The organism is uncultured Campylobacter sp., assembly GCF_947255105.1.
Classification (GTDB): Bacteria; Campylobacterota; Campylobacteria; order Campylobacterales; family Campylobacteraceae; genus Campylobacter_B.
The window spans coordinates 1-13,347 of sequence record NZ_CAMYFP010000020.1; the positions used below are offsets into that span (position 1 = coordinate 1).

General features: G+C 37.6%; 10 protein-coding genes and 1 tRNA gene. All 11 read right to left on the minus strand.

What is annotated here, in order from left to right; genetic code table 11:
* Positions 1-552: 552 nt before the first annotated feature.
* Entirely contained in the window at positions 553-5,064 is a 4,512-nt protein-coding gene (gene rpoC, locus Q0X52_RS07510) for a DNA-directed RNA polymerase subunit beta' (protein WP_297576568.1), read from the minus strand.
* Positions 5,057-9,190 carry a DNA-directed RNA polymerase subunit beta gene (gene rpoB / locus Q0X52_RS07515; protein ID WP_297576569.1) on the minus strand — a complete coding sequence of 1,378 codons (4,134 nt, stop codon included), beginning with the start codon at positions 9,188-9,190 and terminating at the stop codon, positions 5,057-5,059. The genes rpoC and rpoB overlap by 8 nt, the downstream gene beginning before the upstream one ends.
* 94 nt (positions 9,191-9,284) lie before the next feature.
* Entirely contained in the window at positions 9,285-9,659 is a 375-nt protein-coding gene (rplL, locus tag Q0X52_RS07520) for a 50S ribosomal protein L7/L12 (RefSeq protein WP_297576571.1), read from the minus strand.
* A 17-nt stretch (positions 9,660-9,676) separates the two neighbouring features.
* Positions 9,677-10,156 (minus strand): 50S ribosomal protein L10, encoded by a 480-nt coding sequence (rplJ, locus tag Q0X52_RS07525; protein WP_297576572.1) that lies wholly within the window; start codon positions 10,154-10,156, stop codon positions 9,677-9,679.
* A gap of 88 nt (positions 10,157-10,244) precedes the next feature.
* Positions 10,245-10,946, minus strand: a complete 702-nt coding sequence (gene rplA, locus Q0X52_RS07530; RefSeq protein ID WP_297576573.1) for a 50S ribosomal protein L1 — start codon at positions 10,944-10,946, stop codon at positions 10,245-10,247.
* Between the two features lie 52 nt (positions 10,947-10,998).
* Positions 10,999-11,424 (minus strand): 50S ribosomal protein L11, encoded by a 426-nt coding sequence (gene rplK, locus Q0X52_RS07535; protein WP_297576574.1) that lies wholly within the window; start codon positions 11,422-11,424, stop codon positions 10,999-11,001.
* Between the two features lie 20 nt (positions 11,425-11,444).
* On the minus strand, positions 11,445-11,975 hold the full coding sequence (gene nusG, locus Q0X52_RS07540) for a transcription termination/antitermination protein NusG (protein ID WP_297576575.1): 531 nt from the start codon (positions 11,973-11,975) through the stop codon (positions 11,445-11,447).
* Between the two features lie 11 nt (positions 11,976-11,986).
* Positions 11,987-12,166, minus strand: coding sequence for a preprotein translocase subunit SecE (gene secE / locus Q0X52_RS07545; RefSeq protein ID WP_297576576.1), 180 nt, complete (start codon positions 12,164-12,166; stop codon positions 11,987-11,989).
* A 15-nt stretch (positions 12,167-12,181) separates the two neighbouring features.
* A tRNA-Trp gene (locus Q0X52_RS07550) sits at positions 12,182-12,257 on the minus strand.
* Between the two features lie 7 nt (positions 12,258-12,264).
* Positions 12,265-12,423, minus strand: coding sequence for a 50S ribosomal protein L33 (gene rpmG, locus Q0X52_RS07555; RefSeq protein WP_297576577.1), 159 nt, complete (start codon positions 12,421-12,423; stop codon positions 12,265-12,267).
* 55 nt (positions 12,424-12,478) lie between these two features.
* Positions 12,479-13,347: elongation factor Tu (locus Q0X52_RS07560; RefSeq protein WP_297576578.1), on the minus strand; the 869-nt coding region annotated here is incomplete at its 5' end.

A 13,347-nucleotide genomic window follows, 5' to 3' on the forward strand; every position in this document is an offset into this window, starting at 1 on the left:
ATAACAAGCTCAAATTTACTCTCAAATTTCTTAAATCAAGAGTTAAATCAACTTAAATTAAGAAGTCTAGTTTTGAAATTTAAACCCTCAAACTTCTAAATTTAAAGCTGTTTATCGTTAATTTCAAGAGTTTATAGTGAAATTTAAAAGCTAACTATTGAAATCTAAACTCTCAAACTTATTAAATCAACTTAGATTAAAAAGTCTATTTTGAAACTCAACTCTCTGTTTTTGTTGCAGACTAAAATTCAGTCTCTGTCAATAAAACTTAACTATCTAAAAACTCTCAAATTTAAAGCTATTTTTACTTTGTAAAGTCAAATTTGCCTTTAATTACCCAAACTTTAATAACTTAAATTTCATCAATAACAAACTCAAATTTAACTCTCAAACTTCTAAATCTGGCTTATTGATTGTTGTTTTAAAACTCTTTTGTAGTAATTGAAGTAGATTTAGAACTGCTAGCTGTTTTTAAAAATATAAATATCTATAGAAATGACTAAGAGAGGTGGGCGCAAAAGTAGTTTTGCCTTTGCGCCTCTGTCTATTTTGCTATTTTGTAGTCTTTAGTTTTATCTTTTTTTCTTGATAAAGTCCCGTTCCAACAGGTATCATTCGACCCAAAATGACATTTTCTTTGAGATCTTCAAGATAGTCAAATCTTCCTGCGATACTTGCCTCGGTAAGGACTTTGGTAGTCTCTTGGAAAGAGGCGGCAGAGATGACACTATCACTTCCAATAGCGGCTCTTGCGATACCTAGCAATATCGGCTCAGCGATAGCCGGCTCGCCCTTTAGCTTCATAATACGCTCGTTTTCCTCTCTAAATTTTCTTCGGCTAATAAGATCGCCAACTATAAGGTTTGTGTTGCCGCTATCTACGATTTTGACCTGTCTTAACATCTGAGAAACGATAATCTCGATGTGTTTATCATTGATAGCAACTCCTTGAGAGCGATATACCTTTTGAACTTCGCTTATGAGATAGTAATGAAGTGCCTTTTCGCCCAAAATCCTAAGTACATCGTGGCTACTTATAACGCCATCTGTGAGCTTCTCGCCCGCATGGACAAACTCGCCATCTCGCACTTGAATCTGGCGGTTTTTGTCTATTAGATACTCTGAAGTTGTGCCGTTAGCCGCCTCAATGACGATTCTTTCTCTTGAGCGAAGTTGCTTACCAAATCTCACAACACCATCTATCTCTGCAATTACAGCGGCATTTTTAGGACGTCTTGCCTCAAAAAGCTCACTAACTCTAGGAAGACCACCTGTGATATCTCTAGAAACTGCTACTGCTTTTGGAGTTTTGGCTAAGACATCGGCAAGCGCAACAACATCACCCTCTTTTACAAAGATAGCTGTTTTTGGCTCTATCTGATACTTTAAGATGTTGCCATAGTCACTTGCGATATTGATAACTGGCTTTAGACCATGTGGTAGATATTCGTTTATCACAAGTCTGCTCTGTCCTGTTAGCTCATCAAACTGCTCAGTGGCGCTATAGCCTGGCTCAATATCTTCAAATGAAACCTTACCTGGTGCCTCAGCAATAACTGGTGTTGAGTATGGATCCCACTGCGCAATGACAATCTTCTCTTTGCTTGATGGTCTTGAGATAACTCCGCCTACCTCTACATTGGCGCCATCTTTTAGCTCCAAAATAGACTTTCTTGGGATATAGTTTCTTGCTGCCTCTCTGCCCTCTTTGTCAGATATGACAACAAAAAGTCCTTTTTCTTTGACCTCATCGCCTTTTTTGAGATCTTTTATTCTCTCTAAACAATCCCCTTTAAGAATAAAGTAGTTTATCTTTCCTGCATGTGCTGCTGTGACAACTTGGCTTATCGGCTCGCCATCTTCTACCAAAACTTCGCTACCAAAAGGAATACGAGTTGGTATATTCCAACCCTCTGCGATAACTTCAACTATACTTTCGTTCTCTTCTATGGTGCTGCCATTTTCAAATGGTATGAAAAATTTGCCCTCTATCTTGCCGCTTACTCCTGCAAGCTCGTTTGGCTTGGCAACGTTGTGTCTTCTTAGATGATATTTTGCCTCTTGTTCGTTGGACTTGATAGTAAGAATTATCTCTTCATGCACTCTTTGTATAGATAGTTCCCCTTTAAATGGCGCTTTTATCTTTGGCTCAACTAGCAATATAGCCGCATTTCGCCTATTGGCAATAATCTTTTTATCTCTGTTTTCATAGATATTTAGGTTATAAAATCTAACAAAACCATCTTTTTGTGCAACGACTTGTCTATCTTGCTGCTGTGTTGAGGCTGTTCCACCGATGTGGAAAGTTCTAAGAGTTAGCTGAGTTCCTGGCTCTCCAATACTTTGTGCTGAGATGATACCAACTGCCTCGCCTGGCTTTACTAGGCTTCCCTCGCCCAAATTTACACCATAGCATTTGGCACAAACGCCCTTTTTGGCTTTACAAGTAATAGGTGTTCTTATGCTTACTGACTTAATTCCTGCATCTGTTATCTGAGCGGCTTTGCTCTCATCTATAAGTGTGCCTTGAGTAAATAAAATCTCATTTGTGATAGGATCAATTACATCATCGCTTAAAACTCTTCCAACTATCCTATCTTCTAGGCTCTCTACCAACTCGCCATTGTTTGTGATGTCGGTGACTTCAATTCCCTCGTGAGTACCACAATCGTGCATCATAACCTTGACATTTTGTCCAACATCAATGAGCTTTCTAGTTAGATAACCAGCATTTGCAGTCTTTAGCGCAGTATCTGCAAGTCCCTTTCTAGCGCCGTGAGTTGAGATAAAATACTCAAGCACATTTAGACCTTCGCGGAAGTTTGAGGTAATTGGAGTTTCGATAATACTTCCATCTGGCTTTGTCATAAGTCCGCGCATACCGGCAAGCTGACGAATTTGAGCTGAACTTCCTCTAGCACCGCTATCTGCCATCATATAGATAGAGTTAAAGCCCTCTTTGTCCTCTTTGATGAGATTTATCATATCTGCTCCAACTTGAGCGTTTGTATCTGTCCAAATATCGATAATCTTGTTATATCTCTCACTATCGGTTAGAAGACCTACGCTATATTGGTTTTGAATCTCTTTTACCTTGTTCTTTGCATCGTTGATAAATTTATCTTTTGATTTTGGAACTATGATATCATCAACACCTATAGAGATACCTGCCATCGTCGCCCACTCAAAGCCTAAGTCTTTTAGGTTGTCTAAGAACTTGGCACTTATCTCAAGACCGCCGTGCTTGTAGATATAATCAACTAAAGTTCCCAAATCTTTCTTTTTCATAATTCTATTCCACATTGACTCAGGTATAAAATCTGGCAATACAGATCTAATTATAAGCCTACCTGCAGTGGTAAAGATAACTTTGTCGTCTATTATTGTCTTGATTTTGGCATGAATATCTAACGCGCCTGATTCAACTGCCAATATGACCTCTTGCGGATTGGAGAAAATTTTATTTGAGCCTTTTACATCATTTTTTTGAAGTGAAAGATAGTAAATTCCCAAAACCATATCTTGACTTGGCACTGCCAAAGACTTACCACTTGCTGGAAGTAAGATATTCATAGAGCTAAGCATAAGCACCTTACACTCTGCAATCGCCTCTTGAGAAAGCGGAACGTGAACTGCCATCTGGTCGCCATCGAAGTCGGCATTAAACGCTGCACAAACTAGCGGATGAAGCTTAATAGCCTTTCCCTCAACCAAAACTGGGTGGAAAGCTTGAATAGACATCTTATGTAGAGTTGGGGCACGGTTTAGAAGCACAGGATGGTCTTTTACAACCTCTTCAAGGCACTCCCATACCTCATTTATTTTGTCATCTATCATCTTTCTTGCCTGTTTAACTGTGGTTGCATAGCCCTTTTCTTGAAGTCTTGCTATAAGATGAGGCTTAAATAGCTCAAGTGCCATAGTTTTTGGGATACCACACTGATCCATTTTTAGATGTGGTCCTACAACTATAACTGATCTTCCTGAAAAATCCACTCTCTTGCCTAGCAAATTTTGGCGGAAGCGTCCCTGTTTTCCTTTGATAATCTCGCTCAAAGACTTAAGCGCACGTTTGTTGGCACCCTTTACAGCATTTGCTCTTCTACCATTATCAAATAGCGCATCAACTGCCTCTTGAAGCATTCTTTTTTCGTTTCTTATGATAATCTCTGGTGCATCAAGCTCCATTAGTCTTTTTAGTCTTGTGTTTCTGTTGATAACTCTACGATAAAGATCATTTACATCGCTAACGGCAAATTTACCACCATCTAGTGCAACTAATGGTCTAAGATCTGCTGGAAGAACTGGCAAAATAGTAATCATCATCCACTCTGGGCGATTGCCTGATGATAAAAAGCTCTCAACTATCTTTAGTCTTCTTACGATATTCTTCTTTCTTGAGACTGAATTTGTGCTTGCCATCTCCTCTTTTAACTGCTCTAGAGTCGCTGTAAGATCTAATTCTGCAAGCAGATCTCGAATGACTTCGCCACCCATTCTAGCCTTAAATCCTGTAGAAGAGTAGAGGCTATCTAGTTGGTGATACTGCTCTTCATTTAGAACTTCGTATTTTTCTACCTTTTTTAGCCCCTCATTATCGTAAAATGCCTCGCCTGGCTCCTCTACAATATATGCCTCATAGTAAAGCACACGCTCTAAGTCTTTCATCTTGATATCTAAAAGAGTGCCAATCCTGCTAGGAAGACTATTTACATACCAAATATGTGCTACAGGTGTTACAAGCTCGATATGTCCCATTCTAGATCTTCTAACCTTTGAATCAACTATCTCAACACCGCACTTTTCGCACTTATAGCCCTTAAATCTCATCTTTTTATATTTACCACAAAGACACTCATAATCTCTTATTGGTCCAAAAATTTTGGCACAAAAAAGTCCATCACGCTCTGGTTTTAAAGTGCGATAGTTGATGGTCTCTGGCTTTTTAACTTCGCCGTGACTCCATGATTTAATCTCTTCTGGACTTGCAAGTTTAATCTGCACCGCATCAAAATCATAAGGTCTTTGATCTTCTTTTATCTCTATTGGACTATAGTTACTCATCTTCTTCATCCTTACTAAATATCTCAACATTTAAAGCCAAAGATTTAAGCTCTTTGGTGAGAACAAAAAATGTCTCAGGAATTCCTGCTGTTGGAACATTTTCACCACGTGTTAGCGCTTTGTAAGCTGCAAGTCTGCCATCAATGTCATCGGACTTGATAGTTAGCATCTCTCTTAATGTATAAGCTGCTCCATAAGCCTCTAGCGCCCAAACTTCCATCTCTCCAAATCTTTGACCACCAAATAGCGCCTTACCGCCAACAGGTTGTTGTGTAACTAAGCTATATGGTCCGGTGCTTCTTGCATGAACTTTTTCATCGACTAAGTGGTGCAACTTTAGATAATACATACAACCAACATTTACGCGCTCTTTTATCTTTTCACCTGTTCTGCCATCATATAGCTCTGTCTTTCCATCTTTGTCTATATTTGCCATCTTAAAGAGCTTTTCAAAGTCTTGCGGAACAATTCCCTCAAAGACAGGAGTTGCAAATTTAACTCCCTTGCTCCAATCCCTTGCATACTTCAAAAGCTCTTCATCGCTTATATCTTTAAAGACCGCCTTAGCATCCATTAGGTGTGAAACATCGGCTATCTCTATCATCTTAGCTCTTAACTCTTTTAGCCACTCACCCTGTTTTTGCTCTAAAATAGCCTCAATCTGCTCACCAAGTCGCCAACCAACAAGACCCAAGTGGCTCTCCATAATTTGACCGATATTCATACGGCTTGGGACACCCAAAGGATTGAGAACGATATCTACTCTTTGTCCATTTGGAAGATATGGCATATCAACTTCAGGAACTATGATAGAAACTATACCTTTGTTTCCGTGACGTCCCGCCATCTTATCGCCAACTTTTAGCTTTCTTTTAGTTGCAATGTAAATTTTAACTAGCTTAACAACTCCGCTTGGCAAAATATCATCTTTTTCTATGATCTCGAGCTTTTCGTCATGCTCCTCTTTTAACTTTCTTTTTTCATTTTGGAAGTGGTTTTTAAGGTCATCATACTCTTGTTGAACCTCTTTTGAGTAACCCTTTATAAAGCTATTTAATGCAAATCTATTTGAGTTTGCAATGACATCTTTATCTACTAATGTGCCTTTTTTGTATTCAACTTTGCTAAGAGCTTGATCTTTGGCTAATTTGTGCTTTGAAAGCAAAGCGGTTATTTTTAACATCTCTTCGCGGTCTAGCATAAGAAGTCTATCGTGGTGCTCTTTTTCTAGCTGTGTTTTTTCATCTTCATAGGCTTTTTGTGTTCTGTTGTCTTTCTCATAACCTTTTTTAGTAAAAATCTTAACATCAACTACAACACCATCCATTGAGGCACTTGCATAGAGAGATTTATTTACAACATGACCTGCTTTTTCGCCAAATATCGCTCTTAAGAGCCTCTCTTCAGGAGTTGGTTTTACTTCGCCTTTTGGAGATACCTTACCAACAAGTATCATACCAGCCTTTACTTCGGTGCCTATCTTTACGATACCACTCTCATCAAGATGTAGAATATCTTCCTCTTTCACATTTGGAATATCTCTAGTTATCTCTTCAACACCATCTTTAAGCTCTCTTGCGTCAATCTCTTTTTCATAGATATGAAGACTTGTATATTCATCGCGGCGTATCATCTTTTCGCTAATTACAACAGCATCTTCGTAGTTATATCCATGCCATGGCATAAAGGCAACTAATGCATTTTTTCCTATTGCAAGCTCACCACCATCCATACTAGGACCATCTGCTATAACTTCACCTGCTTTTACATTTTGACCTACTCTTACTATTGGGCTTTGTGAAAAAGCTGTGTTTTGGTTGGTTCTTAAATTTTTCTCCATTGTATATTGATCTATAAATGGACCTTTTTCATCTTCTCCCAAAATGAAGATGTTTCTATTATCTACCTTCTCTACTACACCTGCTCTTTTGGCTTTGACTGCCTCCCATGCATCTCTTGCAACGATAGCCTCCATACCTGTTCCTACAAGTGGAGCTTTTGAAGAGATAAGTGGGACTGCTTGACGTTGCATGTTGGAACCCATAAGCGCTCTGTTTGCATCATCATGCTCCAAAAATGGAATAAGTGAAGCCGCAACTCCTGCAATCATTCCTGAACAAAGGTCGATAAGTGCAACATCTTCTCTTGCAGCAAGAATACTCTCGCCATCTTTTCTAGCCTCAAGCAACTCATCTAAGATAAATCCATTTTCATCAATTCTAGCTGAAGCCGGAGCAATAACAAGTCCTTCTTCTTGAGTTGCTGTTAGATAGACAACTTCATCAAGCACTTTGCCATTTTCTACTTTTTTATAAGGAGCTTCAACAAAGCCTAGGTTATTGACCTTTGCATAAGTTGCAAGAGTGTTTATAAGACCGATATTTTGACCTTCTGGTGTCTCTATAGGACAAATTCTTCCATAGTGCGTTGGGTGAACGTCACGCACCTCAAAGCCAGCTCTCTCTTTTACAAGTCCGCCCTCGCCAAGTGCTGAAAGTCTTCTTTTGTGTGTTATCTCACTTAGTGGGTTGGTTTGATCCATAAATTGACTTAACTGCCCACCTGTGAAAAACTCCAATAAAGTTGTAGTTACCATTTTGGAATTTATAAGATCATATGGCATCAAGTCATCTAAATTGTTGCTTAGAGTTGTAAATCTATCTCTTATGGTTTTTTGCATCTTTATAAAGCCTAGATGAGTCTCATTTGCCAACAACTCGCCGATTGAGCGTATTCTTCTGTTACCTAAATGGTCTCTATCATCAATATGACCTTGACCATTTTTTACTTTAATGAGGTATTTGGCAGTTTGAAGAATATCTTCATTTGTCATGATAGTCACATACTCTGGAACATCAAGTCCAAGTTTGTGGTTCATCTTCATTCTTCCAACTTTTGTAAGATCATATCTTTCAAGGTTGAAGAAGAGATCTCTTACAAAATCTCTAGCTGCCTCTTTTACTACAGGCTCACCAGGTCGCATAACCTTATAAATTCTAATAGCTGCAAGATCGTTTTCGTCATCAATGCCCTCAGACTGTGCAAGCATTTTTAGAGTATCACTATCTTGTAAAAATGAGTTAATGATACTTCCATCAACGCCTGGCGCCAAATCATTTGCTATCTCAATGCTACTTTGAGTTTTCAATATCTTTTCAAGTTTCATCTCATCAAGTGAAGATAGAGTATCAAATAGCACCTCTCCGCTACTACCATCTACAACAGGACTTGCTAGATATCTATCAAGCAATACATCTGTTGGGTATTCGATATATTGAAGTCCATCGTCAATTAGTTGTTGTGCTTTTTTCTTGCTAAGTCTCTTTCCTGCTTGATGATATAAATTACCATCTATATCTTTTATATCATAATCTACTCTTCCAAGGTATTCGCTTGGATCAAATTTGGTTATAAATTTACCATCTTTTATCTCTATCTTTTTTATCGGATAGAAAAGTTTAATAATATCTTGTTTTTTATATCCTAATGCCCTAAATAAAATAGTTATAGGCATTTTTCTTCTTTTGTTTATCCTTACATATAATACATCTTTGGCGTCATACTCAAAATAGAGCCATGAGCCGCGATCTGGGATAATTTGTGCGGTATATATGAGTTTATTTACAACTGTAGGGCTCTCTTCTTCTTTAAAAATAACTCCCGGGCTTCTGTGAAGTTGATTTACAACAACTCTCTCAACTCCATTTATAATAAAAGAGACTCTATCAGTCATCAGAGGTATATCTCTTATAAAAATATCTTGTTCTTTTATCTCTTTGATGCCAATCTTTTCTCCGGTCTTGTCGTCCTTTTCATGCACGATCATTCTTATTTTCATCTTTAGATTAACGCAATATGTAAGACCTCTTTCCATGCACTCTCTAGCTGAATACTTTGGCTTTGAAAGCTCGCCTTCAACATATTCTAAAGTAAGTCTATTTTGAGGATCGTGGATAGGAAATACAGATCTAAAAACCTTTTCAATACCGCTGTTTTTATTTTCTATATTTAAAAAATCATCAAAACTTTTTTTCTGTAATTGTAATAAATTTGGAATCTCAATCTCTTTTTTGACTTTGGAAAAATCAACTCTAAGACGATTTCCGGAATATAAGCTGTTTAACATTATCTACCTCTTGGTAAAAATTTGAAAGAAAATTAGTTCAATAAATTTATTGAACACATTGATTGAAAAAGCCCAAATAAATGGGCTTTAGTTGTTATTTAAGTTCGACTTTAGCTCCAGCCTCTTCTAACTCTTTGCGAGCAGCTTCAGCCTCTTCTTTGCTTATACCCTCTTTTAAGGTAGATGGAGTTTTCTCAACTGCATCTTTTGCATCTTTTAATCCTAAGCCAGTAAGTGTTCTCACAACTTTAATAACGTTGATTTTTTTGTCACCTGCGTCAAGTAGAACTACGTCAAACTCGGTTTTTTCTTCAGCTGCTTCACCGCTAACGCCGCCTGCTGCTCCAGCAACCATAACAGGAGCTGCACTTACGCCAAATTTCTCTTCAAACTCTTTTACAAGCTCACTCAACTCTAAAACTGATAAATTTGAGATATACTCTAATACATCTTCTTTTGTTATTGCCATTTAATTTCTCCTAATAATTATGCAGATTGTTCTTTTTTCTCTTTAAGCGCATTTAGTCCAATTGTAAAATTTTGAACTGGTGCGTTCCATACTTGCAAAAGCATAGCAAGCAACTCATCACGACTTGGCATTTTAGAAAGTGCTTTAACTTTCTCTACAGTTGCAACTTCACCATCTAAGTGAGCTGTTTTGATAACAAATAAATTGTTATTTTCTTCAAATTTAGCAGCTACTTTTGTTGTTGCAAGCTGTTCGCCCCATACAAAAATGTTAGTGTCTTTCAACTCTAAACCGTCTTTGCCAGCCTCTTTTAAAGCAATACCTGCAAGTGTGTTTTTTATAACTTGGACTCTAACATTTTGCTCTTTTGCACTAACTCTTAGTGCTTCAAGCTCTTTTACTGTTAGACCTTTAAATTCACTAACAACGATCGCTTCGGAAGTTTTAAACTCCTCTGAAAGCTCAGAGACCATTTTGATCTTCTCATTTCTTGTCAATTCTACTCCTTTCCGATCGGTGATTTCAAGCAGAGAGAGCATATTGCTCAATTAAGCTATTAGCCTCGGCTATCTCCAATCTAAGATGTTATTTTAAATCTATAAGTTCCTGCGTATCAAGCTTAATTGACGGACTCATAGTAAGAGAGAGTGTAGCATTTCTTACATATCTACCTTTAGCAGCTGCTGGCTTGTGCTTGTTTATCGCTCTAATAAAAGTATTTAGATTATCTAAGAGCTGCTCTTTTGTAAAACTAGCCTTGCCCACACCTGCATTGATATTGCCCTCTTTATCGACACGGAAATTAACCTGTCCGCTTTTTGCATTTTTTACAGCCTGTGCAACATCCATTGTTACTGTTCCGGTTTTTGGATTTGGCATAAGTCCCTTAGGTCCTAATATCCTACCAACTCTACCAACCAATCCCATTAAATTTGGAGTTGCTATCAACATGTCAAAATTTAATTGACCTTTTTGGATATCTTCTATTAACTCTTCAGCTCCAACGATATCGGCACCTGCGTTTTTTGCCTCATCAGCTTTTGCATCTTTTGCAATAACTGCAACTCTTACTTTTTTACCTGTTCCTGCTGGTAAAACAACAGAGCCTCTAACCATTTGATCGGCGTGTCTTGGATCTACATTTAATCTCAAAGAGATCTCAACAGTTTCATCAAATTTAGCAGATGAGAGAGCTTTTGCAATCTCTACTGCCTCATTGAGCTGATAAATTTTATCACTATCTATCTTGCCTAATAACTCTTTAAATCTTTTAGTTTTTTTTGCCATCTAATTTCCTCGCATAAAATTTGCTTCCGCTTTTAGCCTTAGCGGTAAAAGGTTACTCAACTATCTCAACACCCATAGATCTTGCAGAGCCTTCGATAATTCTTGCGGCGTGCTCTTTATCTTTTGTATTAAGATCAGCTATTTTTTTCTCAACAATTTCTAAAACTTGCGCTTTAGTAAGTTTTCCAACTTTATTTTTCAAAGGATTGTCGGTTCCCTTTGTAATACCTGCAGCTTTTTTTATAAGATCAGTTGCTGGCGGTTGTTTTGTAACAAATGTAAAACTTTTATCAGAATAGACTGTAATTACAACAGGAATGTTAAAACCTGCCATATCTTTTGTCTTTTCGTTAAATGCCTTACAAAATTCCATTATATTTACACCTTTTTGACCAAGAGCAGGTCCAACTGGCGGACTTGGATTGGCTTTGGCTGCAGCAATTTGTAATTTAATCTCACCTATAACTTTTTTAGCCATAAATTTATCTCCTTTTAAATTTAAACAATCTTTTCAACTTGTGAATATAAAATCTCAACTGGTGTACTTCTTCCAAATATAGATACATTTAGCTTCAAGGTTCCATGCAACATATCATACTCTTCAACAGTTCCATTAAAGTTAGCAAAAGGACCTTCAGTTATCCTAACTAACTCGCCCTCTTCAAAAGAAATCTTTGGTTTAGGTGCTGCTCTTTTATTGACCTTATCAAGGATTAGCTCAACATCTTTCTCGCTCAATGGCGATGGGCTTTTTGACTCCCCTATAAATCTACTAACCTTTGGAAGCATCTGAATTTTGTGCCAAAGTGAGGTACTTAAAGCTAAGTATGCAAAGCAATAGCCAGGATAAAGACTTCTCTCTTTGATGACTTGTTTTCCATTTTTTACCTCTATAACATCCTCTGTTGGAACTACGACCTGTTTTATCTGCTCTTCTAAAGCATTATTTTTTGCCAATGCCTCTATAGCTCTTTTTACACTCATCTCTGAACCAGCATAAGTCTGTATTGCATACCATCTATGTGTCACTGTCAAACCTTTTAAACAAATAGTGAGATGATAGATGACATAATCAGATCAACCAACGCTAAAAATAGAGAGATAACTGATACGACTATTATAACCGCTATAAATGCATTTCTTATCTGCTCTTTTTTAGGAAAAATAACCTTATCTATCTCAGATCTAGAGTCAATTAAGTACTTTTTTATTTTATTCATTTTATACCTTAAAAGTGGCAGGGCAAGAGGGATTCGAACCCCCAACCTGCGGATTTGGAATCCGACGCTCTACCGTTGGAGCTATTGCCCTAGTTAATCTAGCCTTTTAACTTTACTTCTTTGTGCAAAGTATGTTTTCTAAGTCTTGGGCAATACTTCATCAATTCTAATTTTTGAGTTGATGTCTTACTATTTTTATAAGTTGAGTAGTTGATATCACCTGACTCTGAACACTTTAAACCTACTTTTATTCTCATAATCTATCCTTAAATTTCATAAAGAGTAGCAAAAAGCTACCCTTTATAGTTAGAATTAACCTAAAATTTTAGATACAACACCTGAACCTACAGTTTTACCACCTTCTCTAATGGCAAATCTAGTTCCTTGCTCAAGTGCAACTGGGTGTATAAGCTCAACAGTTATTTTAACGTTATCGCCTGGCATTACCATCTCAGTTCCCTCAGGAAGATGAATTGATCCTGTAACGTCAGTCGTTCTTACGTAAAACTGTGGTCTATAGTTGTTGAAAAATGCTGTGTGTCTTCCACCCTCTTCTTTTGTTAGGATATAAACCTCAGCCTCAAATTTGCTGTGAGGAGTAATTGACTTAGGTTTAGCTAAAACCATACCTCTTTCAACGTCTTCTTTCTTTGTGCCTCTAAGCAAGATACCAACGTTATCGCCAGCCTCGCCTTGATCCATCTCTTTTCTAAACATCTCAACGCCTGTAACTGTTGTTGTTTGAGTTGGTTTAATACCTACTATTTCAATAGTGTCACCTACTTTAACAACACCTTTTTCTATTCTTCCAGTTACAACTGTACCACGACCTGAAATTGAGAAGATATCTTCGATAGGCATCAAGAAATCTTTATCTGTATCTCTCTTTGGAGTTGGGATATACTCATCAACTGCATCCATTAGCTTCATTATCTTAGCTGACCATGGACCATCTTCACCTTTTTTAGCCTCTTCTAGTGCTTGATATGCAGAACCTACGATGATTGGTGTATCGTCTCCTGGGAAACCATACTCATTCAAAAGCTCTCTAACTTCCATTTCAACTAGCTCGATAAGCTCGGCGTCATCAACTAAGTCCTCTTTGTTTAAAAATACAACAATGTAAGGAACACCAACTTGTCTTGCAAGAAGTATATGCTCTCTAGTTTGTGGCATCGGAC

What these genes read in the sequence shown, in the direction of transcription:
- rpoC (WP_297576568.1), bottom strand. Translation starts at nt 5,064, where the DNA reads ATGAGTAACTATAGTCCAATAGAGATAAAAGAAGATCAAAGACCTTAT.
- rpmG (WP_297576577.1), bottom strand. Translation starts at nt 12,423, where the DNA reads ATGAGAATAAAAGTAGGTTTAAAGTGTTCAGAGTCAGGTGATATCAAC.
- secE (WP_297576576.1), bottom strand. Translation starts at nt 12,166, where the DNA reads ATGAATAAAATAAAAAAGTACTTAATTGACTCTAGATCTGAGATAGAT.
- rpoB (WP_297576569.1), bottom strand. Translation starts at nt 9,190, where the DNA reads ATGTTAAACAGCTTATATTCCGGAAATCGTCTTAGAGTTGATTTTTCC.
- rplL (WP_297576571.1), bottom strand. Translation starts at nt 9,659, where the DNA reads ATGGCAATAACAAAAGAAGATGTATTAGAGTATATCTCAAATTTATCA.
- rplA (WP_297576573.1), bottom strand. Translation starts at nt 10,946, where the DNA reads ATGGCAAAAAAAACTAAAAGATTTAAAGAGTTATTAGGCAAGATAGAT.
- rplK (WP_297576574.1), bottom strand. Translation starts at nt 11,424, where the DNA reads ATGGCTAAAAAAGTTATAGGTGAGATTAAATTACAAATTGCTGCAGCC.